Below are 23,305 nucleotides of genomic sequence, written 5' to 3' on the forward strand. Positions count from 1 at the left end.
AGGGCGCGTATGTTTCGGATATGGTCCCTGGCGTGCCGCGACGGACGCGGCGGGCGTACTCCTGGCTGAGCGACATGGTTGCCGATCTTTCCTCCCCCGATACGCCGCCGGAGCTGCGGGTTCGCCCCGTGCGCTTCTGGCATGGCCCCAGGCTGGTCGAACTGGGCGGCTTGCCGCCCGCCCTCACGGTGCTGGAATGGCTGAGGGAACAGGCTGGCTGCCATGCCGCCAAGGAAGGCTGCGCCGAAGGCGACTGCGGCGCCTGTACCGTGGCGGTGACCGACCTGGACGTCGCCGGCAATCTTCGCGTTCGCGCCATCAACGCCTGCATCCAGCCGGTGGCGGCGCTGGACGGCAAGCTGCTGGCGACGGCCGGCGACATCGGCGAACCCGGAGCCCTGCATCCGGTGCAGGCGGCCATGGTCGCACACCATGGTTCGCAGTGCGGGTTTTGCACGCCGGGCATCGTGATGTCGCTGTACGCCATGTACGAGGGCCGGCGGCTGGCGGACGACGCGGCGGTATGCCGCGAAGACGCGGTGCGGGCCCTGTCCGGCAACCTGTGCCGGTGCACGGGGTACCGCCCCATCCTGGATGCGGCGCAGGCGATGTGCGCTCCCGGTTGGCAGGGCGAGACGGCCGACGGGATGCGCGAGCGCCTGGCCCAGGTGGCGCCCGGTCCGCAAGCCTGGACGCCGGGGGAAACAGCCCAGGGTTTCGACGGCCATGCGCGCGGACGCTTCCTGGCGCCCCGCACGCTGGCGCAACTGGCGGCGCTGCGCGCGGCCCATCCGGACAGCCGCATCGTGGCCGGCGCGACCGACGTGGGGCTGTGGGTGACCAAACATCATCGCGCGTTGGGCGACGTACTGTGGATAGGCGGCGTGTCCGAGCTGGCCGCGATCGATCGCATCGGCCGGGACCCGCTGGCATCGTCGCGCTGGGACGGCGAGGTTCCGTGCCTGGAGATCGGCGCGGCCGTCAGCGTCGAGGATGCCTGGCGGGCGCTGACGCAGCATTTTGCCGCCTGTGCCGATTATTTCGACCGCTTCGCGTCGGTGCCGGTGCGCAACAGCGCCACGCTGGCCGGCAACGTCGCGAACGGTTCGCCCATCGGCGACACCGCGCCGCTGCTGATCGCGCTGGGCGGTTCGATAGTGCTGCACCGGCAGGGCCGGGAACGCGTCCTGCCGTTGACCGATTTCTATCACGGCTACCAGAAGAACGACCTGCGTCCCGGCGAGTTCATCCGCGCCGTGCGCGTACCGCTGCCGGGCGCCGATGTCGCGGTCCATGCCTGGAAGCTGTCCAAGCGGATCGAGCAGGACATCAGCGCGGTGGCGCTGGCCACGGCGCTGCGCGTGCAAGGTGGCCGCATCGTCGCCGCCGGCGTGGGCGTGGGCGGCATGGCCGCCGTGTCCAGCCGCGCCACGCGGACGGAACAGGCGCTGCTGGGCCTGCGGGTGGACGTGCCCGCCGCGTCGCTGCGCGACAGTGCCGGCATGCGGGCGGCCTGGCAGGCCATGCACGACGAATTCGATCCCCTGGACGACCTGCGCGCCAGCGCGGCCTATCGGCGCCAGGCCGCGGCCAACCTGCTGCTGCGGTCCTGCCTGCAGCTGGCACGGCAGGCGCCGGCGACGCGCCTGGGCGAACTCGCGGCGATACAAGCATGAACGCGCCCGACCATCCCGGCATCCTGAACGTCGAGGCCGAGCCGCAGGCCTGCGGCGTGGCGGCGCCGCACGAGGCGGCGCACCTGCACGTCAGCGGCCGTGCGCTGTACGTGGACGACGTGCCCGAGCCGCGCGGCACCCTGTTCGTCGCCCCCGTGCTGTCCAGGGTCGCGCACGGGCGGCTGAAAAGCGTGGATGCCTCGGCCGCGCTGGCGATGCCCGGCGTGCGCCGGGTCGTGACCGCGGCCGACCTGCCCGCCGCCAACGTGGTGGGGGCGGGGCACGACGAGCCCATCCTGCCCGCGGAGCTGATCGAATACCTGGGCCAGCCGGTGGCGCTGGTCGTCGCCACCGGCGCCAAGGCGGCGCGCGTGGCCGCGCGCGCGGTGCGGATGGAGGTCGAGCCGCTGCCGGCCATCCTGACGATTGCCCAGGCGCTGGAGGCCGAGTCCTGGGTGCTTGCGCCGGTGCATCTGGTCCAGGGCGACGTCGAGGCCGCCATGGCCGCCGCGCCGCACCGCCTGCAAGGCGAATTCGCGATGGGCGGCCAGGAACAGTTCTATCTGGAAGGACAGGTCGCGCTGGCGATGCCGGGCGAAGACGGCACGATGAAGGTACTGTCGTCCACCCAGCATCCGGGCGAGGTGCAGCACTGGGTGGCCGACGCGCTGGGCGTGCCGGCCCATTCGGTGCAGGTCGAATGCCGCCGCATGGGCGGCGGGTTCGGCGGCAAGGAAACCCAGGCCGGCCACATCGCGGTGTGGGCCGCGGTGGCGGCGCGCCTTGCCGGGGCGCCGTGCAAGTTGCGGCTCGACCGCGACGACGATTTCCTGATCACCGGCAAGCGCCATCCTTTCCTCGGGCGCTGGACGGTGGGTTTCGACGGCCAGGGCCGCATCCTGGCCATCGACCTGGTACAGGCGGCGGCCTGCGGCTTTTCGGCCGACCTGTCGGGGCCGATCGCCGACCGTGCCATCTTCCATGCCGACAACGCCTACTACCTGCCGGCGGCCGCCATCCACAGCTATCGCTGCAAGACCCATACCCAGTCCCATACGGCCTTCCGGGGTTTCGGCGGCCCCCAGGGCGTGGGCATGATCGAGGCGGCCCTGGACGACATCGCCCGCCACCTCGGGCTGGATCCGCTGGCCGTGCGCCGTCTCAACCTGTATGGCGATGCGCCCCGCGACCGCACGCCCTACGGCATGCAGGTCGCGGACAACATCCTGCCCGCGCTGATCGAGCGGCTGGAAGCCGACTGCGGCTATGCCGGGCGACGCGAGGCCATCGCGCGCTGGAACGCCGCCAGCCCGGTGATCAAGCGCGGCCTGGCCCTGACGCCGGTGAAGTTCGGCATCTCGTTCACGGCCACCATGTTCAACCAGGCCGGCGCGCTGGTGAACGTCTATACCGACGGTTCGGTCACGGTGAACCACGGCGGGACCGAGATGGGGCAGGGGCTGCACACCAAGGTGTGCCAGGTCGTGGCCGACACCCTGGGCGTGCCGCTGGCGTGGGTGCGCATCACCGCCACCGATACCGGCCGGGTGCCCAATGCCTCGGCCACCGCCGCTTCCAGCGGCACCGACCTGAATGGCCGGGCGGCCGAGTTCGCGGCGCGCGAAGTGCGCGACCGCCTGCGCGCCTATGTGGCCGCCTCGCGCGGACTGGACGTGGCGCAGGTATCCATACGCGGCGGCAAGGTGCTCGTGCCCGGGGCCGAACTCGATTTCGTCGCCGTGGCCAAGGCGGCCTACGCCGCCCGCGTGTCGCTGTGGTCGGACGGCTACTACGCCACGCCCAAGATCCACTACGACCACAAGACCATGCGCGGCCGTCCGTTCTACTACTTCGCCTACGGCGCGGCGGCCACCGAGGTCGCGGTCGATACCCTGACCGGCGAGACGCGCGTGCTGCGTGTGGACATCCTGCACGACGTGGGCCGGTCCATCAATCCGGCCATCGACCTGGGCCAGATCGAAGGCGGCTTCGTGCAGGGCGTGGGCTGGCTGACTTCCGAGGAGCTGGTCTGGAAGCCGGACGGCTCGCTGGCCACGCATGCGCCGTCCACCTACAAGATCCCGACCTCGGGCGACGTGCCGGCCGACTTTCGCGTCGCCCTTTGGCCCGAGCCCAACCGCGAGGACAATGTCTACGGCTCCAAGGCCGTGGGCGAGCCGCCTTTCATGCTGGGCTTCGCCGCGTTCTTCGCCATACGCGACGCGGTGGCGGCGGCCCGGCGCGAACAGGGGCGCGCCCCGCTCGTGCCCTTGTCGGCGCCCGCCACGCCCGAGGCCGTGCTGCGGGCCGTGGCGCAATGACGCATACCGCGCTGCTGCCCCAGGAGCTGGCCGATTTCGCCCGCGCGGCGCGCGGCCGGGCCGTGTGCCTGGTCCGTGTGCTGGAGGTGCGGGGCAGCGCCCCGCGCGGCACCGACGCGGCGCTGCTGATCGGCGCCGAGGGCTTTGCCGGCACCATAGGCGGCGGCCACCTGGAATACGAAGCCATCGCGCATGCGCGGTCGCTGCTGCGGCAGGCCGAGGCGGGCGGGAACGGCGCCGAGGCCGCGCAGACGCGCCGCTTCGCGCTCGGCCCCTCGCTTGGCCAGTGTTGCGGCGGCAGCGTGGAGCTGCGCTTCTCGGTGCTGGCGGATGCGGCCGATGCCTTGCCGCGGCTGCAAGGGCTGGAGGCCCGGCCGCACGAACTCTGGCTGTATGGCGCCGGACACGTGGCGCGGGCGCTGGTGCACGTCATGCTGCCGCTGCCGTTCCGGATACGGTGGCTGGACACCCGCGAGAACGTCTTCCCCCAGCCGCTGCCCGGACAGGTCGAGACGGTACAGACCGACGACCTCGCGGCCGAAGTCGCCGACGCCGCGCCGGGCGTCATGCACCTGGTCATGACGCACAGCCACGCGCTGGATTTCGATATCGTGCGCGCGGTGCTGGCGCGTGGCGACGCCGCCTATTGCGGACTGATCGGCTCGGCCACCAAGCGCGCTACCTTCGAGCGACGCCTGCGCGCGCGGGGCCTGGCCGAAGCCGGTATCGGAACGCTGGTGTGTCCGGTCGGGCTGCCGGCGATCGCGGGCAAGCTGCCAGGGGTCATCGCGGTCTCGGTGGCCGCGCAACTGCTGCTGGCCGCGCAGGGGCGGGCTTGAAGTTCTAGTCGCCCGCCTCGATGGCGAACAGCAGCGTGCTCAGCATGGCGGCCAGCTTGTCCGCCTCCTGGCGGCCGAGGGGCCGCAGCAGTTCCGCCATCGCCTCGAAGTGGCGGGCGATGGCCTCGTCGGCCAGCGCCTTGCCCTCGGGCGTGAGCCGCACGATCACGCCGCGGCGATCGTTGGGATCCGGTTCGCGCACCACCAGCCCGCGCGCTTGCACGCGGTCGATGCGGTTGGTGACCGCGCCCGAGGTCAGCAGCGACACCTTGATCAGGTCCGAAGGCTTGAGCGCGAACTCCGGGCCGCAGCGGCGCAGCGTGACGATCAGGCTGAAGGTCTCCCAGGTCAGCCCCATGGGCGCCAGCCATTCTTCGGCGTGTCGCACCATGTGCGTGGACAGGCGCGACAGGCGGCCGATGATGCCCAGTGGCCAGGGGTCGAGATCGGGACGTTCGCGCTTCCAGTCGTCCAGCAGTTGCTGGACGGAGTCGCGCCGCGGAGAAGGGGGAGACGCAGGGGGCAAGGGATTGACTCTCGATGCCGTTTCGGTTGCGTCGAACTCTATCACGAGCCGCGCGGACGCCGGCGCGCACGGCGGATTCACGCCGGCGGCAGGTGGCTCAGGTCCACATAGCGGGCCGGGTCGTCCAGCGCCACGGCCTGGCCGGCGTGCCTGTTGCGCAGCGCCAGCACGGTGGCGATGCCGGCCATGCGGGGACGCAGGTCGCGGATGAGGCCGGTGGCGGGGGCCAGCAGCACGTCGCGGGCGCGCTCGCTCAACGCCGGACCGAGATCCGGCGCGTGCTCGCGCAGCAGGGCGGCGGCGCGCGGTCCGGTGTCCGGCCGGACCAGCCAGTCCAGCGAGGCGCGGTAGGCGCGCGCGAACGCCTTGAGCGTATCGCCCGATGCGGCGGCCCAGGCGCGTCGGCAGAAGGCGGCCGACCCCATGTAGTCGTCCAGCCAGTCCGCGCCCGGCAGGATGCGGCAGCCGGCTTCATGTGCCAGCAGTTCGTAGGGCGTGCGCAGCAGCGTGGCCGCGTGCCGGCCCGCCAGCAGGGCCGCATAGCGCTGGCTGGTGCCGCCGGCGGGCACGATCTCCACTTCATCGGCCGCGATGCCGTGCGTGGCCAGCAGCTCGCGCAGCACGAAGGCAAAGCCGGTGGACAGCGCGTCCACCGACAGGGTCCGGCCGCGCAGGTCGTCGTAGCCTCGGATGCCGGGCGCCGCGACCAGGCTCAGAAAGCCCCGGTCGCCGCCCAGGAAGGCCACCAGGTCTGGGCGGGTGCCGGGGATGCGGGCATGGCCTTCCTGGTAGGCCACGAGATTGTCGATGCCGGCGATGGCGACCTGGACGTCGTCGTGCAGCAGGCCTTCGACCAGTTCGGCCGAGCCGCCGACGTAACGCAGCTCGATGGGCACCCCCTGGCCTGCGAAGAAGCCCTGGTCGATGCCGGCCCACAGGGGCAGGTTCCATCCGCCGTCGAACACGGCCACGCGCAGGGAATCGATCGCCATGACGGGCCTTAGTTGACGGCGGCGCCGGAGGCGCGGACCACGGGGCCCCAGCGGTCGATCTCGCTGCGGATCAGGCGCTCGAACGCCTCCGGCGGGCCGCCCAGGATTTCCATGCCCTGGCCCTCGAGCTTCTCGCGCACCGCCGGCTCCCGCAGGGTTTCCTGCAACGCGCGGTTGAGTTTGTCGACCACGGGCTGCGGCGTGCCGGCCGGCGCCACGAGGCCGAACCAGGCCGAGACGTCGAAGCCCGGCAGGCCTTGTTCGGCGATGGGGGAAACGTCCGGCAGGCTGGCCAGCCGCCGGGCCGAAGTCAGTCCCAGCGCGCGCAACTGGCCGGCCTGGATCTGGCCGGCGGCGACCGGGACGCTGAGAAAGGTCATGGCCACGTCGCCCGCCAGCACCGCGTTCATGCTTTGCGGCGCGCTCTTGTAGGGCACGTGCATCAGCTTGATGCCGGCCTGCGACGCGAACATCTCGCCGGCCAGATGCTGCGAGGTGCCGCTGCCGCCGGACGAGTACGCCAGGTCCGGCGTCTTGCGGGCGGCGGCGACGAGATCGGCAATGGAGCGTATGGGCGACTTGGCCGCCACCACCAGCACGTTGGGATTGGAGGCCACCGTGCCGATGGGCTTGAAGTCCTTGACGGGATCGAAGGGCATGCGGGCATACAGCCAGGGGTTGATGCCGTGCGTGCTGATCGAGGCCAGCAGCAGCGTATGGCCGTCGGCGGGCGCCTTGGCGACCAGTTCGCCGGCGATGTTGCCGCCCGCGCCCGGCCGGTTGTCGACGACGACGGTGTGCCCCAGGCGGCGGGACAGATCCACGCCGATGATGCGGGACAGGATGTCGGCCGAGGAGCCCGGGCCGCTGGTGACGACCAGCGTGACGTTCCTGCTGGGATAGGTGTCCGCGTGGGCGGCAAGGCAGAGCGAGCTGATGCAGAAAGCGAGCAAGGCGCGGTGTGGCATGGAAGTCTCCTGGGTGGCACGGGGGCGGGAGGGGGGATCAGACCACGGCGATGGCCTGGATTTCGACCACGATGCCCGGGCGGGCGAAATGCGACACCGTGATCAGGGTACTGGCGGGAAAACCGGTGCTGCCGAGCAGCTCGGCGCGGATGTCGACGAAGCGGTCGCCGTGCCGGGGATCGTCGATGAACACGGTCATCCAGACCAGGTTGCGCAGGTCCGCCTCGCAGCGGGCCAGGGTTCCCTGGATCAGCGAGAAGCAGGCCCGCACCTGGGCTTCGAACTGGCCGGAGATGTCGCGGCCCTGCGCGTCCTCGGTGGTGGTCTGCCCCGCCAGCCAGATGGTGCGGCCGCCTTCCGAGACGACGGCGGGCGAAAAGGCGCGTTGCTGCTGGTAAGGGGTGCCTTCTAGGCGGGTGATCCTGGCTTGCACGATGCATGTCCTGTGGAAGGGTGGAACGTGCAGTTATCTTATCATTAAGAATCTTAATGTAAAGATATTTATGGCGCGTCGGACATTGCGCTTTATGCTTTGAAGGTACGCCTGCGTCCATCGGCGCAGGACGGCGGTATTGCCGCGACACGCAAAAGGAACCCATCGAGATGGCACAGGCTACGACGTATACGGATACCCAGCTCTTCATCGACGGCAAGTGGAGGGAGGCCGCCGACGGCAAGACCCTTGCCGTGGTCAACCCCGCGACCGGCAAGGAAATCGGCCGCGTGGCCCACGCCAGCCGGGCCGACCTGGAGCAGGCCGTCGAGGCGGCGCAGCGCGGCTTCGCCACCTGGAACGGCATGACCGCCGCCAAGCGCAGCGAGATCATGCGCAAGGCCGCCGGGCTGATGCGCGAGCGCGCGGACGAGATCGCGCCGCTGATGACCCAGGAGAACGGCAAGCCGCTGGCCGAAGCCAGGGGCGAGACGCTGGCCGCCGCCGACATCATCGAGTGGTTCGCCGAGGAAGGCTTCCGGGTGTACGGCCGTATCGTGCCCTCGCGCGGCAGCCTGGCGCAGCGCCAGATGGTGCTCAAGGACCCGGTCGGGCCGGTGGCGGCGTTCACGCCGTGGAACTTCCCGATCAATCAGGTGGTGCGCAAGCTGGCGCCGGCATTGGCCGCCGGCTGCTCGGTGGTGGTCAAGGCACCCGAGGAAACCCCCGCCGCGCCGGCCGCACTGATCCGCGCCTTCCAGGATGCCGGCCTGCCGCCGGGCGTCCTGGGGCTGGTGTATGGCGATCCGGCCGAGATCTCGGGGTTCCTGATCCCGCATCCGGCCATCCGCAAGATCACGTTCACGGGCTCGACCGCGGTCGGCAAGCAGCTCGCCGGGTTGGCGGGCCAGCACATGAAGCGCGTGACCATGGAGCTGGGCGGCCATGCGCCGGTCATCGTCTGCGAGGACGCGGACGTCGCCCTGGCGGTGAAGTCCGCCGGCGGCGCCAAGTTCCGCAACGCCGGCCAGGTCTGCATCTCGCCGACCCGCTTCCTGGTCCATGAAAGCGTGCGCGCCGAATTCGCCGCCGAGCTGGCGAAGTGGGCGCAGGGCCTGCGCGTCGCCGACGGCCTGGCCGAGGGCACGCAGATGGGCCCGCTGGCCAATCCCCGCCGCCTGACGGCCATGTCCAGCTTCCTGGACGATGCGGTCCAGAAGGGCGCGCAGGTGCTGGCCGGCGGCAAGCGCATCGGCGAGGTCGGCAATTTCTGGGAACCCACCGTGCTGGCCGACGTGCCGCTCGATGCCCGCATCTTCAACGACGAGCCCTTCGGACCGGTTGCCGCCATCCGAGCCTTCAACACGTTGGACGAGGCGATTGCCGAGGCCAACCGGCTGTCGTACGGCCTGGCCGGCTACGCCTTCACGAGCTCGCTGAAGAACGCCGACTTGATTGCCCGCAAGGTCGAGGTCGGCATGCTGTTCGTTAACATGCCGGCCATTCCGACGGCCGAGATGCCGTTCGGCGGGATCAAGGATTCGGGCTTCGGCTCGGAAGGCGGCCCGGAGGCGGTCGAGGCCTACCTGAACACGCGCGCCGTCAGCGTGATGAACGTCTAGGGCCTGAGGCGCCCGCGCGGACCGCCTCTCAGGCCAGGATGGCGTCCAGTTCTTCCTGTACGCCCAGCCAGGCCTCCTCGGTCTCGCCCAGCCGTTTCTGCAGGTCCCCATGCTCGGCCAGCACGCGGCGGCACTCGTCCCGGCGGGCATCGTCGTACAAGCCGGGGTCGGCGATGAGCTGGTCCAGTTCGCGCTTGCGCGCCTCCAGCTTCTGCATGTCCTCTTCCAGCTTCTTGAGCCGGGTTTCCAGCGGCTTGCGCAGGGTCGACAGGCGCTGCCGGCTCTCGGCCTCGAGCCGCCGCTGGGTCTTGCGGTCGACACCGCTCTCGGCGGACGTGGCGGTGGCCGACGAGGCGGCCGCGTTGCCGCCCTGGCGGTTGGCCAGCCAGTCGCGGTAGTCCTCCAGGTCGCCGTCGAACTCGTGCACGCCGCCGTCGGCGACGATCCAGAAGCTGTCCACGGTGGTCCGCAGCAGATGGCGGTCGTGCGAGACCAGCAGCATGGTGCCTTCGAACTCGGCCAGCGCCTCGGTCAGCGCCTCGCGGGTGTCGACGTCCAGGTGGTTGCTGGGTTCGTCCAGCAGCAACAGGTTGGGTTTCTTCCAGACCACCAGCGCCAGCGCCAGACGGGCTTTCTCGCCGCCCGACATGGGGCCGACCTTGGCCAGCGCGAAGTCGCCCGAGAAGCCGAAGCCGCCCAGGTAGTTGCGCAGGTCCTGTTCGCGCGCCTCGGGGGCCAGGCGGGCCAGGTGCAGCAAGGGCGTGGCCTCGGCATCCAGCATGTCGAGCTGGTGCTGGGCGAAGTAGCCGACGGCCAGGCCGCGGGCCTCCTTGCGCTCGCCGCCCAGCGGGGCGATTTCGCCCGCCAGGGTCTTGACCAGCGTACTCTTGCCCGCGCCGTTGGCGCCCAGGATGCCCACCCGCGCGCCGGCGCGCACCGACAGCTTGACGCCGTCCAGGATGGGGGCGGCGGGATAGCCCGCGCGCACGCCATCCAGCGACAGCAGGGGGTCGGGCATGTGGTCGGGCGAGGGGATGCTGATGTCGATGCCCGCGGCCGCGCGCATGGGCGCCAGCACCTGCATCCGCGCCAGCGCCTTGACCCGGCTCTGGGCCTGCTTGGCTTTGCTGGCCTTGGCCTTGAAGCGGTCGATGAAGCTTTGCAGGTGGGCGGCTTCGCGCTGCTGCTTGTCGTAGGCGATCTGGTTCTGCCGCAGGCGCTCGGCGCGCTGGGTCAGGAAGTCCTCGTAGCCGCCCTTATAGCGCACCAGCTTGGCCTGGTCGAAATGCAGGATGGTCCGGGCCACCGCGTCCAGGAACTCGGTGTCGTGCGAGATCACCAGCACGGTGCCGGGATAGGCCGCCAGCCAGCGTTCCAGCCACAGCATGGCGTCCAGGTCCAGGTGGTTGGTGGGCTCGTCCAGCAGCAGCAGATCGGACGGCGCCATCAGGGCGCGCGCCAGATTCAGGCGCATGCGCCAGCCGCCCGAGAAGCTCGCCACCGGCTGGCGGAATTCCCCTTGCGAGAAGCCCAGGCCGACCAGCAGTTGCTCGGCGCGCGACTGCGCCGAGAACGCGCCGGCGTCGGCCAGTTCCGCTTCCAACTCGGCCAGGCGCAGGCCCTCGCGATCGGCATCGACCGCGGCGCGCTCGGCCTGCAGGCGGCGCAGGCGCGTGTCGCCGTCGATGACGAATTCCAGCGCCTCGCGGTCGGTCTCGTGGATTTCCTGCGCAATCGACGCGATGCGCCAACTGGCCGGAATGTCCAGGTTGCCGGCGTCGGGTTCCAGGTGTCCGTTCAACAGCGCGAACAGCGTGGATTTGCCCGCGCCGTTGGGGCCCACGATGCCGACGCGTTCGCCGGGGTGGACCACGAAGTCGGCGCCGTCCAGCAGCACCTTGGTGCCGCGCCGAAGCGTAATGCCCGATGCTCGTATCACTGAGGGGGCCGCCTTGTTTCGACGCCCGCCCGCGCCGACAGGCAAAATCGCCGTGCTTCATCAGTCGGGTTGTACCCCAGGAAACCGCGGATCTGGCTCCGCCAGTCCGCCGGTTTCGCCCCGGGGACCCGGTGCCGGGCCGCCCCAAGGCGGGTCCCAGCCCCTATGGGGGGCTGCCGCGTAGCGGCTGGGGGTCCACCATAGGGGGCGCGCGACAGCGCGTAGGGGGGGGCCTTCATACTAATTGGTCCTGCCTGAGCAGCAACACTTTGTCGTCGCCGCCGGAGGTGCTTAGCCAGACCGGGTCGAGATGGGGAAAGGCCTGTTCGAAATAGCGCTTCTCGTGGCCCAGCTCCAGCACCAGGATGCCCTCGGGCTGCAGGAACTCGGCCGCCTGGGCCAGCAGCGGCCGGATCAGGTCCATGCCGTCCGCGCCCCCGGCCAGCGCCAGGCTGGGCTCGTGGCGGTACTCCGCCGGCAGCGCGTTCATGGAGTCGGTGTTGACGTAAGGCGGATTGCACAGGATCAGGTCGTACTGCGCGGGGGGCAGCGCCTCGAACAGGTTCGACTGGTGCAGCGCCACGCGGTCCTGCAGGCCGTAGTCGTCCACGTTGATGCGGGCCACGTCCAGCGCGTCCTTCGAGATGTCCACCGCGTCGACCTGCGCGTGCGGGAAGGTTTCCGCCGCGGCGATGGCCAGGCATCCGGAACCGGTGCACATGTCCAGCGCCCATTCGACCGCGTAGGGATCGTCGATCCACGGCGCCAGGCCGTCGTCCAGCAGCTCGGCGATGTACGAGCGCGGCACGATGACCCGCTCGTCCACGTAGAACCGGCGGCCGCGCAGCCAGGCTTCGTTGGTCAGGTAGGGGGCGGGCAGGCGCTCGTCGATGCGGCGGTCGATGATGGCCAGCACGGCCTCGCGTTCGCCGTCGAGCACGGCGGCATCGACGAAGGGCTCGAGCCGGTCGATGGGCAGGTGCAGCGTGTGCAGGACCAGGTAGACGGCTTCGTCGTAGACGTCGAGCGTGCCGTGGCCCAGCGCGATGCCGGCGGCGTTGAAGCGGCTCACGGCATAGCGGATCAGGTCGCGGACGGTGCGCAGGGGATGGGATGTCATCGGAGCAAGGCTTCCAGCGTGCGCCGGTAGATGTTTTTCAAGGGCTCCAGGCTGTCCACGGCGATGCACTCGTTGACCTTGTGGATGGTCGCGTTGACCGGACCGAATTCGACCACCTGGGGACAGATCCGCGCGATGAAGCGGCCGTCCGAGGTGCCGCCGGTGGTCGAGAGTTCGGCCTCGATGCCCAGTTCCGCCGCGATGGCCTCGGACAGCGCGGTGCACAGCGTGCCGCGCGGGGTCAGGAAGGGCAGGCCGGAGACCGACCATTCGATGCCGTATTCGAGTCCGTGGCGATCGAGGATGTCGTGGACGCGGGTCTTCAGCGTCTCGACCGTGCTGGCGGTGGAGAAGCGGAAGTTGAAGTCGATCACCGCTTCCCCGGGCACGACGTTGGTGGCGCCGGTGCCGCTGTGGAAGTTGGAGATCTGGAACGTGGTGGGCGGGAAATATTCGTTGCCGCGGTCCCATTCGGCGGCGGCCAGTTCCGCCAGCGCGGGCGCGGCCTGGTGGATGGGGTTGCGGGCTTTTTCGGGATAGGCCACGTGGCCTTGTATGCCCTTGACCGTCAGGCGGCCCGAGACCGAGCCGCGGCGGCCGTTCTTGATGGTGTCGCCCAACTGGGCGGACGAGGTGGGCTCGCCCACGATGCAGTAGTCGGGCGTTTCGCCGCGCGCGGCCAGCATGTCGCAGACCTTGACCGTTCCATGGACGGCTGGGCCTTCCTCGTCGGAGGTGATCAGCAGGCCGATCGAACCGGGGTGCTCGGGATGGTGCGCGACGAACTCCTCGGCCGCCACCAGGAAGGCGGCGATCGAGCTTTTCATGTCGGCCGCGCCGCGGCCGTACAGCATGCCGTCGATCACGGTAGGCACGAAGGGGTCGGTGTTCCAGTGTTCACGCGGGCCGGCGGGCACGACGTCGGTGTGGCCGGCGAACACCACCAGCGGGCCCGCGCTGCCGCGCCGCGCCCAGAAGTTGACCACGCCGCCGCCTTCGACGGTTTCGCAGGCGAAGCCCAGGGCGGTCAGCCGGTCGATCAGCAGGGCCTGGCAGCCCTCGTCGACGGGAGTGACCGAAGGCCGGCGGATGAGGTCTTCGACCAGGGAGAGAACGGAGGTGGTCATGTTGGACGCGGCGGGAAAGTCGTGGAGTCAGGCGCGCAGCAGGTCGTTGATGCTGGTCTTGGCGCGGGTCTGCGCATCGACGCGCTTGACGATCACGGCGCAGTTCAGGCTGTACTTGCCGTCGGCCGAAGGCAGGCTGCCGGGCACGACCACCGAGCCCGAGGGCACGCGGCCGTAGGTGATCTCGCCGGTTTCGCGGTTGTAGATCTTGGTGCTCTGGCCGATGAACACGCCCATGGACAGGACCGAGTTTTCCTCGATGATCACGCCTTCGACGACTTCCGAGCGGGCGCCGATGAAGCAGTTGTCTTCGATGATGGTGGGGTTGGCCTGCAGCGGCTCGAGCACGCCGCCGATGCCCACGCCGCCCGACAGGTGGACGTTCTTGCCGATCTGCGCGCACGAGCCCACGGTGGCCCAGGTGTCGACCATGGTGCCTTCGTCGACGTAGGCGCCGATGTTCACGTAAGAGGGCATCAGCACCGCGTTGCGGGCAATGAACGAGCCTCGGCGGGCGGCGGCGGGCGGCACGACGCGGAAGCCGCCCTGCTTGAAGTCCTCGGCGCTGTAGCCGGCGAACTTGCTGGGCACCTTGTCGTAGAACTGCAGGGCGCTGCCCGGGCCGGTGCCCATCACGACGTTGTCCTCCAGGCGGAAGGACAGCAGCACGGCCTTCTTGATCCATTGGTGGACGGTCCAGTCGCCGTTCTGTTTCTCGGCCACGCGCAGCTCGCCCTTGTCCAGCCCGGCAAGGACGTGCTCGACGGCTTCGCGGACGGCGGCGGGGGCTGCGGCGGGCGACAGCGAGGCGCGGTCTTCCCAGGCTTGTTCGATGATGGTCTTGAGATCTTGGCTCATGCTCGGATATCCAATAAGAGGACCCCCCCTACGCGCTTGCGCGCGCCCCCCGAGGGGGCGGCACTGGCGGACCGGCGGAGCCGGATCCGCTGTGCCCTGGGTAGCGGGGTGTGTTTACATGCGGTATGGGTGTTCGTTTATACGATGCGGGTCGGGGGCAGCGAGCGGGCGTAGCGGGCCAGGCGGTGGGCCGCCTCGACGCATTCGTCCAGGGGCGCCACCAGCGCCAGGCGCAGGCGGTTGGCGCCGGGGTTGCCCGCCGGGGTCTCGCGCGCGAGGTAGCTGCCCGGCAGGGCGGTGACGTTTTCCCGGGCCAGCAGGCCGCGGGTGAACTCGGCATCGTCGATGGGCGTGCGCGGCCAGAGGTAGAACGAGGCCTGCGGGCGCTGGATGTCCATCGCATCCTGCAGGATGGGCAGCACCGCGTCGAATTTCTCGCGGTACATGCGCCGGTTCTCGCGCACGTGTTCCTCGTCGTTCCAGGCCGCGACGCTGGCGGCCGACACCACGTCGCTCATGGCGCTGCCATGGTAGGTGCGGTACAGCAGGAACTGCGCCAGCAGCCTGGCGTCGCCCGCCACGAAACCCGAGCGCATGCCGGGCACGTTCGAGCGCTTGGACAGGCTGGAGAACACCACGATGTTGTGGAAGTCGCCGCGGCCCAGGCGGTGAGCGGCTTCCAGCGCGCCCAGCGGCGGTTCGGCCTCGTCCAGGTAGATCTCGGAATAGCACTCGTCCGAGGCGATGATGAAGCCATACTTGTCGGCCTGCTCGAACAGGTACTTCCATTCGTCCAGGTCCATGACGTTGCCCGCCGGGTTGCCCGGCGAGCAGACGTAGACCAGCCGGGTCTCGCGCCATTCGGCGGGCGAGACCGATGCCCAGTCGCAGCCGAAGTTGCGCGCCGGGTCGGCGTTGACGAAGGTGGGGCGGGCGCCGGCCAGCAGGGCTGCGCCTTCGTATATCTGGTAGAACGGATTGGGGCACAGCACGCGGGGCTGCTGCGCGCCGTCGATCACCACCTGCGCGAAGGCGAACAGGGCCTCGCGCGAGCCCAGCACGGGCAGCACCTGCCTGTCGGGATCGATGGCCGGCAGCCCGTAGCGCCGTTCCAGCCATCCGGCGATGGCGGCGCGCAGCGCGGGCGAGCCCTTGGTCGGGGGATAGCCGGACAACCCGGACAGGTTCTGCCGGATGGCGTCCTCGATGAAAGCCGGCGTGGCGTGCTTGGGCTCGCCGATGGACAGGCTGACGGGGCGCAGGCTGGCGGGCGGCACGATATCGGCGTACAGCGCGCGCAGTTTTTCGAAGGGATAGGGCTGGAGCAGCCCGAGGCGAGGATTCATGGCCGCGATTGTAACCTCGGGCCCGCCATTTTGCCTTGGGGCGGCCCGGCGGCAAGAAGCGCCCCCTCGGGGGACAGCGCGGCCGCGCAGCGGCATTTCCCGCCGGCCGTCCTAGCGGGCGTGCCTGGGCCCCGGCGCCAGATCCCCGCAGGGTTGCGTGAAGGAGTAGCCCACGCCCCGGACGGCCTCCAGGGGCAGGGTGATGCCGTGCCGCTGCGCCTTGCGGCGCAGCCGGCTCACCAGGACCGCGACGTTGTGCAGCTGGCGCTCGCCGTCCTTGGCCGAGACTGCCTGCCACTGGGCAAAGGTCAGGGTGCGGTTGCGCTCGCTGAAAAGGTGGCTGACGAACTGCCATTCGGTCAGCGTCAGCGGCAGGCTGCGGCCCTCCGGGCTCGTCAGGCGGCGCGGCGGGGTGGACAGGAGCCACAGCGCCGGTGTCGGCGCTTCCGGCGGCGGCTCGGACAGGCGAGGCCTGGCCAGGGCGAGGTGGCGACGCATGGCGCGCAGGATGGGCAGCAATTCCATGTTCGGGTCCGCGCCCAGCACCTGGACGTCCACCTGCGGCTTGTCGGCCGCCTGGCCGGGCTCGGGCGGGATGTAGACCAGGCGGGTCAGCGGGTAGCTGTCGAACGCGGTCGCGCGCGCCGCGTCGGCCAGCACCACGGGGTTCTTGCCCGCGCGCAGCAGCGCATGCACTTCCTGCGAACTGGTGCAGACGTAGACGCTGAAGCCGGCGCGCATCAGCTCGTCCGCGATTTCGTAATCGCGGCCGGTCTCCCCGAGCAGGACGGCGACTTCTGGCGTGTGGGTTTCTATCATTGCGGGTAAGAAGGCGTTGCGGGATTGCAATCGCAATCTATCCCAACGTTTTGGAGAGGATGATCAATAACGGTAAACAGGCGCCCGGAATGGCCGAAAGCCCGCGCGGCAAGCGAAAACAATGCTTGGCGGACCGGTCGGGCCGGGGCCCGCGGGCGGGAGAAGGGGCCCCCCGGGCCTTTTCGGAGACTCGGGTTACAATCCGGTTTCTGATGTGCGACCGTGGCGAAATTGGTAGACGCAACAGGTTTAGGTCCTGTCGGGAGAAATCCTGTGGAGGTTCGATTCCTCTCGGTCGCACCACAAGTTTGAACAACCCTGGCGGTGTCCGGCCGCAGCCGGCAAGGCGGCTTCCGGAGCCTCCGCGCGGCGCTGCGGCGCCGCATGGGGGCTGTGGCACAATTCGCGAATGCCCGGATCGATCTCTGGTTGCGGTGCCTCTCGCGGCGCGGGTGTCCGGTTCTGTCGATTACACATACTCAATATAGGTTTTTGCATGCAGCCTGTGGTTGAAACCCTGTCGGGGCTTGAGCGCCGCGTTGATCTTTCCGTGCCGGTGGCCGACATCGAAAAAGAAGTCGAATCGCGCCTCAAGCGCCTGGCCCGCACCGCCAAGATGCCGGGGTTCCGTCCCGGCAAGGTCCCGCTGCCCATGCTGGCCCGTACCTACGGTCCCGAAGTGCGCATGGAAGTGCTGAACGCCAAGATCGGCGACGCCCTGGAAAAGGTCGTGGCCGAGTCCAAGCTGCGCCTGGCGGGTTCGCCGTCGGTCGAGCCCAAGACCGAAGGCGTGGCCGACGACGTGGTCGCCTTCAGCGCCACCTTCGAGGTCTACCCGGAAGTCGCCATTCCCGACCTGTCGGCCCTGGAAATCACCAGCGCCAAGAGCGAAGTGGGTGATGCCGAGGTCGACCGCACCGTCGACATCCTGCGCAAGCAGCGCGTGACCTTCGAAGAGCGCGAAGGCCGCGCCGCGGGCGACGACGACCGCGTGACGCTGGACTTCGCCGGCACCATCGACGGCGTCGCGTTCCAGGGCGGCACCGCCCAGGACTTCCCGTTCGTGCTCGGCCAGGGCCGCATGCTGCCCGAGTTCGAGGCCGCCGCGCGCGGCATGAAGGCCGGCGAGACCAAGGTGTTCCCGCTGGCGTTCCCGGCCGACTACGGCTCGGCCGAAGTGGCCGGCAAGACCGCCGAGTTCACCATCACGATCAAGAAGGTGGAAGAGGGCGTGCTGCCCCAGGTCGACGCCGAGTTCGCCAAGCAGCTGGGCCAGGCCGAAGGCGACGTCGAGAAGCTGCGCGCCGACATCCGCGCCAACCTCGAGCGCGAAGTGCGCAGCCGCACCCAGGCCCGCACCAAGTCGAGCGTGATGGATGCGCTGGCCAAGGCGGCCACCTTCGACATTCCCAAGGCCCTGGTCAACGACGACACCGAGCGCCGCATCGAGGCCGCCCGCGAGGACCTGCGCCAGCGCGGCGTGCCCAACGCCGACAAGCTGCCGATCCCGGCCGAGGCCTTCGCCTCGGAATCCGAGCGCCGCGTGCGCCTGGGCCTGCTGGTGTCGGAACTGGTCAAGGTCGAGAATCTCAAGGCCAAGCCGGACCAGATCCGCGCCCGCATCGAGGACTTCGCCCAGAGCTACGAGAAGCCCGAGGAAGTCGTGCGCTACTATCTGACGGACAAGTCGCGCCTGGCCGAGATCGAGGCCATCGTGCTCGAGGACAACGTCGTCCAGCACGTGCTGTCCAAGGCCCAGGTCAAGGACGAGCAAGTCTCCTTCGATGAATTGATGGGAACTGCCTGATGCAACGCTTCGTAGATTTCTACGCATCCATGTACGGGGCCGAGTCGCTCGGCCCCAAGGCCCTCGGCTATGTGCCGATGGTGATCGAACAGTCCGGCCGGGGCGAGCGTGCGTACGACATCTACTCGCGTCTGCTGAAAGAGCGGATCATCTTCCTGGTCGGGCCGGTGGCCGATGCCACCGCCAACCTGATCGTGGCCCAGCTCCTGTTCCTGGAGTCGGAAAACCCCGAGAAGGACATCTCGCTGTACATCAATTCGCCCGGCGGATCGGTGTACGCGGGCATGGCCATCTATGACACGATGCAGTTCGTCAAGCCCGACGTGGCCACGCTCTGCACCGGCCTGGCCGCCAGCATGGGCGCGTTCCTGCTGGCCGCCGGCGCCAAGGGCAAGCGGATCTCGCTGCCCAACTCCCGCATCATGATCCACCAGCCTTCGGGCGGGGCCCAGGGCCAGGCGACCGACATCGAGATCCATGCGCGCGAGATCCTGTACCTGCGCGAGCGCCTGAACCGGATCCTGGCCGAGAACACCGGCCAGCCGATCGAACGCATCGCGGTGGACACCGAGCGCGACAATTTCATGTCGGCGGCCGATGCGCTATCGTATGGCTTGATCGACAAAGTCTTCAGCAGTCGTACCGAACAGGGTTGAGCATGTCGGAAAAGAAAGGGTCGAACGAAAAGCTGCTCTATTGCTCGTTTTGCGGCAAGAGCCAGCATGAGGTTCGCAAGCTGATCGCCGGACCGTCGGTGTTCATTTGCGATGAGTGCATCGACCTGTGCAACGACATCATCCGTGACGAAGTGGCCGCCGACGTCAAGACCGGCGCCAAGTCCGAACTGCCCACGCCGGCCGAGATCAAGGAGATCCTCGACCAGTACGTGATCGGCCAGACCCGGGCCAAGCGGATCCTGTCGGTGGCGGTGTACAACCACTACAAGCGCATCCGTCATGCCGGCGGCAAGACGGACGACGTCGAGCTGTCCAAGAGCAACATCCTGCTGATCGGACCCACGGGTTCGGGCAAGACGCTGCTGGCCCAGACGCTGGCCCGCCTGCTGAACGTGCCGTTCGTGATCGCCGACGCCACCACGCTGACCGAAGCCGGCTACGTGGGCGAGGACGTCGAGAACATCATCCAGAAGCTGCTGCAGAACTGCAACTACGATGTGGAAAAGGCCCAGCGCGGCATCGTCTACATCGACGAGATCGACAAGATCTCGCGCAAGGCCGACAACCCGTCCATTACCCGCGACGTGTCGGGCGAAGGCGTGCAGCAGGCCCTGCTCAAGCTGATCGAAGGCACCGTCGCCTCGGTTCCGCCGCAGGGCGGCCGCAAGCATCCGAACCAGGATTTCGTGCAGATCGACACGACCAACATCCTGTTCATCTGCGGCGGCGCGTTCGACGGACTGGAAAAAGTCATCCGCGGCCGTACCGAGAAGTCCGGCATCGGCTTCGGCGCCTCGGTCAAGGCGGAATCGGAACGCTCGGTCAGCGCGCTGTTCGGCGAAGTCGAGCCCGAGGACCTGATCAAGTTCGGCCTCATCCCCGAACTGGTCGGCCGCCTGCCCGTCGTGGCGACGCTGGACGAGCTGAACGAGGAAGCCCTGATCCAGATCCTGGTCGAGCCCAAGAACGCCCTGGTCAAGCAGTTCCAGAAGCTGCTGGCCATGGAAGGCGCCGAACTGGACGTCCGGCCCCAGGCCCTCCTGGCCATCGCCGAAAAAGCGCTCAAGCGCAAGACCGGCGCCCGCGGCCTGCGCTCCATCATCGAAGCCGCGCTGCTCGACACGATGTACGAACTGCCCACCCAGGGCAACGTCGTCAAGGTCGTCCTGGACGAAAACGCCATCACCGGCGAAGGCATCCCCCTCCTGATCTACGGCGACAAGCCCAAGGTCGCCAATAAGTAGAGGATCCCCCTACGCGCTGACGCGCGCCCCCCAGGGGGCGATGCGGGTGGACCGGAAGGGAAGCCCACCCCCAAGCGGCCTTCGGCCGCTCCCCCTCAAGGGGGCGGCACTGGCGGACCGGCAAAGCCGGATCCGTGGTGCCCTGGGTTGGGAGCGACAGGGAAATGAAGACGGCCTTGCGTACGAGCAAGGCCGTCTTCTTTTTCAATCCAACCGGATGCCGGGCAGTATCGCCAGTCCCCCGCCAGCCCGTTGTTACCCCAGGATGCGGTGGATCCGGCTCCGCCGGTCCACCCGCATCGCCCCCTGGGGGGCGCGCGTCAGCGCGTAGGGGGGAGCTCCATATGCTACATTGGGCCATGGCGTGCAAATCAATGGCCTGTGGGCGAATGATGACTCTGCGCCACTCTTCGGGTTCATACGCTTTTCCCGGGCGTGACGTGCGGGAAAAGGGCATGCGCCCGGCAGTTCCAGCAGACCACGTTGCCCGCCGACGCTTGAAATCCACGCTTACGCCCTCATCCTGATTGCATTCAAATTCGAGGACGAATCATGTCTGCGAGCCAGATACTCCCTCCCGAACCGATCGAGTTGCCGCTGCTTCCGCTGCGCGACGTGGTCGTATTTCCTCACATGGTCATCCCGCTGTTCGTGGGGAGGCCCAAGTCCATCAAGGCGCTGGAAGCCGCGATGGAAGCCGGCAAGAGCATCATGCTGGTGGCCCAGAAGTCGGCCGCCAAGGATGAGCCCTCGGCCGACGACATCTACGAGATCGGCTGCCTGGCCAGCATCCTGCAGATGCTCAAGCTGCCCGACGGCACCGTCAAGGTGCTGGTCGAGGGGGCCCAGCGCGCCCGCATCACCCGCATCGACGACCTGGGCGCGCATTTTGCCTGCGAACTCGTGCCCATCGATCCCGACAGGGGCCAGGGCTCGGAAACCGAGGCCCTGCGGCGCGCGATCGTGTCGCAGTTCGACCAGTACGTCAAACTGAACAAGAAGATCCCGCCCGAGATCCTGACCTCGCTGTCGGGCATCGACGAGCCCGGCCGGCTGGCCGACACCATCGCGGCGCACCTGCCGCTCAAGCTGGAGCAGAAGCAGAAGATGCTCGAGGTGTTTTCCACCTCCGAGCGCCTGGAAGCGCTGCTGGCGCAGCTCGAGACCGAGATCGACATTCTCCAAGTGGAGAAGCGCATCCGCGGCCGCGTCAAGAAGCAGATGGAGAAGAGCCAGCGCGAGTACTACCTGAACGAGCAGGTCAAGGCCATCCAGAAGGAACTGGGCGAAGGCGAGGACGGCGCCGACTTCGAGGAGCTCGAGAAGAAGATCATCGCCGCCCACATGCCCAAGGAGGCCAAGAAGAAGGCCGATGCCGAGCTCAAGAAGCTCAAGCTGATGTCGCCCATGTCGGCCGAGGCCACCGTGGTGCGCAACTACATCGACACGCTGGTCGGCCTGCCGTGGAAGAAGAAGAGCAAGGTAAACAATTCCCTGCCGCACGCGGAAGAGGTGCTCAACGACGACCACTATGGCCTGGACAAGGTCAAGGAACGCATCCTTGAATACCTTGCCGTGCAACAGCGCGTGGACAAGGTCAAGGCGCCCATCCTGTGCCTGGTCGGCCCTCCGGGCGTGGGCAAGACCTCGCTCGGCCAGTCGATCGCCAAGGCGACCAACCGCAAGTTCGTGCGGATGGCGCTGGGCGGCGTGCGCGACGAGTCCGAGATCCGCGGCCACCGCCGTACCTACATCGGTTCGATGCCGGGCAAGATCCTGCAGAACCTGTCGAAGGTCGGCGCGCGTAATCCGCTCTTCCTGCTCGACGAAGTCGACAAGATGGGCATGGATTTCCGCGGCGACCCGGCGTCGGCGCTGCTCGAGGTGCTGGATCCCGAACAGAACCACACCTTCCAGGACCACTATGTCGAGGTCGATTTCGATCTGTCCGACGTGATGTTCGTGGCGACCAGCAACACGCTGAACATTCCGCCGGCGCTGCTGGACCGGATGGAGGTGATCCGCCTGTCGGGCTACACCGAAGACGAGAAGGTGCACATCGCCATGCAGCATCTGCTGCCCAAGCAGATGAAGAACAACGGGTTGAAGGGCGAAGAACTCAAGGTCGAGGAATCGGCCCTGCGCGACATCGTGCGCTACTACACCCGCGAGGCGGGCGTGCGCGCGCTGGAACGCGAGGTCAGCAAGATCTGCCGCAAGGTGGTCAAGGGCCTGCTGCTCAAGGGCGACAAGCAACAGGTGGTCGTCACGGCGGACAACCTGAACGATTACCTGGGCGTGCGTCGCTACACCTTCGGCGTGGCCGAGAAGGAAAACCAGATCGGCCAGGTGACCGGGCTGGCCTGGACCGAAGTGGGCGGCGACCTGCTGACGATCGAAGTGGCGGTCATGCCGGGCAAGGGCGCGATCCAGCGCACCGGTTCGCTGGGCGACGTCATGAAGGAGTCGGTCGAGGCCGCGCGCTCGGTGGTGCGTTCGCGCGCTCGCCGGCTGGGCATCGATCACGCGGTGTTCGAAAAGAAGGACATGCACGTGCACGTGCCCGAGGGCGCCACGCCCAAGGACGGTCCGTCCGCGGGCGCGGCGATCACCACGGCCATCGTTTCCTCGTTGACGGGCATCCCCGTGCGCGCCGACGTGGCGATGACCGGCGAGATCACGCTGCGCGGCGAGGTCCTGCCGATCGGCGGCCTGAAGGAAAAGCTGCTGGCCGCGCATCGGGGCGGTATCAAGACCGTGCTGATTCCGGAAGAGAACGCCAAGGACCTGGCGGAGATCCCGGATACGGTCAAGAACCACCTCGAGATCGTGCCGGTCCGCTGGATCGACCGGGTGCTCGAACTCGCGCTGGAGCGGCTGCCCGAGGCCTTGCCCGAAGAGGAGGCCGCGAAGGCCGAGACCAAGGTCGAGGCCCATGTGGCTGCCGAAGGTGGAGCTGCCACGGACCCTGTCATGAAGCACTGATCCCGA

At 68.6% G+C, this 23,305-nt stretch carries 18 protein-coding genes and 1 tRNA gene; 9 read left to right on the forward strand and 10 right to left on the reverse strand.

Annotation, left to right across the window (positions count from 1 at the left end; all coding sequences use genetic code 11):
• Window positions 1-74 precede the first annotated feature (74 nt).
• From xdhA to xdhC, 3 genes are read left to right on the forward strand one after another with little or no spacing between them, the layout of a single operon-like run.
• Entirely contained in the window at window positions 75-1,676 is a 1,602-nt protein-coding gene (xdhA, locus tag EV675_RS15155; protein ID WP_165404623.1) for a xanthine dehydrogenase small subunit, read from the forward strand.
• On the forward strand, window positions 1,673-3,997 hold the full coding sequence (gene xdhB, locus EV675_RS15160; RefSeq protein WP_130358188.1) for a xanthine dehydrogenase molybdopterin binding subunit: 2,325 nt from the start codon (window positions 1,673-1,675) through the stop codon (window positions 3,995-3,997). The genes xdhA and xdhB overlap by 4 nt, the downstream gene beginning before the upstream one ends.
• Window positions 3,994-4,836, forward strand: coding sequence for a xanthine dehydrogenase accessory protein XdhC (gene xdhC / locus EV675_RS15165; RefSeq protein WP_130358189.1), 843 nt, complete (start codon window positions 3,994-3,996; stop codon window positions 4,834-4,836). Before xdhB ends, xdhC begins: the two co-directional genes overlap by 4 nt.
• Before the next feature lie 4 nt (window positions 4,837-4,840).
• Here xdhC and EV675_RS15170 read toward each other — a convergent pair whose 3' ends face one another.
• From EV675_RS15170 to EV675_RS15185, 4 genes are all read right to left on the reverse strand, one after another.
• Window positions 4,841-5,362, reverse strand: a complete 522-nt coding sequence (locus tag EV675_RS15170; RefSeq protein WP_130358190.1) for a MarR family winged helix-turn-helix transcriptional regulator — start codon at window positions 5,360-5,362, stop codon at window positions 4,841-4,843.
• Window positions 5,363-5,439: 77 nt separating this feature from the next.
• The gene (locus tag EV675_RS15175; protein ID WP_130358191.1) at window positions 5,440-6,354 is read right to left on the reverse strand and encodes an ABC transporter substrate-binding protein; all 915 of its coding nucleotides are present in this window, start codon (window positions 6,352-6,354) and stop codon (window positions 5,440-5,442) included.
• An 8-nt stretch (window positions 6,355-6,362) separates the two neighbouring features.
• A complete protein-coding gene (locus EV675_RS15180; protein WP_130358192.1) occupies window positions 6,363-7,322 on the reverse strand; it encodes a Bug family tripartite tricarboxylate transporter substrate binding protein in 960 nt (319 codons plus the stop codon).
• A gap of 37 nt (window positions 7,323-7,359) precedes the next feature.
• Window positions 7,360-7,755, reverse strand: a complete 396-nt coding sequence (locus EV675_RS15185; RefSeq protein ID WP_242621461.1) for a RidA family protein — start codon at window positions 7,753-7,755, stop codon at window positions 7,360-7,362.
• 170 nt (window positions 7,756-7,925) lie between these two features.
• Between EV675_RS15185 and EV675_RS15190 the strand changes: the two genes are divergently transcribed.
• Window positions 7,926-9,377, forward strand: coding sequence for an NAD-dependent succinate-semialdehyde dehydrogenase (locus EV675_RS15190; protein ID WP_130358193.1), 1,452 nt, complete (start codon window positions 7,926-7,928; stop codon window positions 9,375-9,377).
• A 28-nt stretch (window positions 9,378-9,405) separates the two neighbouring features.
• Here the strand turns inward: EV675_RS15190 and EV675_RS15195 are convergent, their stop codons facing one another.
• The 6 genes from EV675_RS15195 to EV675_RS15220 all read right to left on the reverse strand — a co-directional run bounded on the left by EV675_RS15195 (window position 9,406) and on the right by EV675_RS15220 (window position 16,586).
• On the reverse strand, window positions 9,406-11,316 hold the full coding sequence (locus EV675_RS15195; RefSeq protein ID WP_130358194.1) for an ABC-F family ATP-binding cassette domain-containing protein: 1,911 nt from the start codon (window positions 11,314-11,316) through the stop codon (window positions 9,406-9,408).
• 235 nt (window positions 11,317-11,551) lie between these two features.
• The gene (prmB, locus tag EV675_RS15200; protein ID WP_130358195.1) at window positions 11,552-12,436 is read right to left on the reverse strand and encodes a 50S ribosomal protein L3 N(5)-glutamine methyltransferase; all 885 of its coding nucleotides are present in this window, start codon (window positions 12,434-12,436) and stop codon (window positions 11,552-11,554) included.
• Window positions 12,433-13,563 (reverse strand): succinyl-diaminopimelate desuccinylase, encoded by a 1,131-nt coding sequence (dapE, locus tag EV675_RS15205; protein WP_130358196.1) that lies wholly within the window; start codon window positions 13,561-13,563, stop codon window positions 12,433-12,435. The genes prmB and dapE overlap by 4 nt, the downstream gene beginning before the upstream one ends.
• Window positions 13,564-13,590: 27 nt before the next feature.
• A complete protein-coding gene (dapD, locus tag EV675_RS15210) occupies window positions 13,591-14,421 on the reverse strand; it encodes a 2,3,4,5-tetrahydropyridine-2,6-dicarboxylate N-succinyltransferase (protein WP_130358197.1) in 831 nt (276 codons plus the stop codon).
• Window positions 14,422-14,558: 137 nt separating this feature from the next.
• Window positions 14,559-15,767 carry a succinyldiaminopimelate transaminase gene (gene dapC, locus EV675_RS15215; protein WP_130358198.1) on the reverse strand — a complete coding sequence of 403 codons (1,209 nt, stop codon included), beginning with the start codon at window positions 15,765-15,767 and terminating at the stop codon, window positions 14,559-14,561.
• Window positions 15,768-15,878: 111 nt separating this feature from the next.
• The gene (locus tag EV675_RS15220) at window positions 15,879-16,586 is read right to left on the reverse strand and encodes a helix-turn-helix domain-containing protein (protein WP_130358199.1); all 708 of its coding nucleotides are present in this window, start codon (window positions 16,584-16,586) and stop codon (window positions 15,879-15,881) included.
• Between the two features lie 216 nt (window positions 16,587-16,802).
• Here EV675_RS15220 and EV675_RS15225 point away from each other — a divergent pair.
• From EV675_RS15225 to lon, 5 genes are all read left to right on the forward strand, one after another.
• Window positions 16,803-16,889 (forward strand) — tRNA-Leu (locus EV675_RS15225).
• Between the two features lie 193 nt (window positions 16,890-17,082).
• Complete coding sequence (gene tig / locus EV675_RS15230) at window positions 17,083-18,393, forward strand: trigger factor (RefSeq protein WP_130358200.1); 1,311 nt, start codon at window positions 17,083-17,085, stop codon at window positions 18,391-18,393.
• Entirely contained in the window at window positions 18,393-19,049 is a 657-nt protein-coding gene (gene clpP / locus EV675_RS15235) for an ATP-dependent Clp endopeptidase proteolytic subunit ClpP (RefSeq protein WP_087840613.1), read from the forward strand. The genes tig and clpP overlap by 1 nt, the downstream gene beginning before the upstream one ends.
• A 2-nt stretch (window positions 19,050-19,051) precedes the next feature.
• A complete protein-coding gene (clpX, locus tag EV675_RS15240; RefSeq protein WP_124689830.1) occupies window positions 19,052-20,314 on the forward strand; it encodes an ATP-dependent Clp protease ATP-binding subunit ClpX in 1,263 nt (420 codons plus the stop codon).
• A gap of 552 nt (window positions 20,315-20,866) precedes the next feature.
• The gene (lon, locus tag EV675_RS15245) at window positions 20,867-23,299 is read left to right on the forward strand and encodes an endopeptidase La (RefSeq protein WP_130358201.1); all 2,433 of its coding nucleotides are present in this window, start codon (window positions 20,867-20,869) and stop codon (window positions 23,297-23,299) included.
• The last annotated feature ends 6 nt before the right edge of the window (window positions 23,300-23,305 follow it).

Origin of the sequence: Pigmentiphaga kullae, from assembly GCF_004216695.1 — a bacterium.
Lineage (GTDB): Bacteria > Pseudomonadota > Gammaproteobacteria > Burkholderiales > Burkholderiaceae_B > Pigmentiphaga > Pigmentiphaga kullae.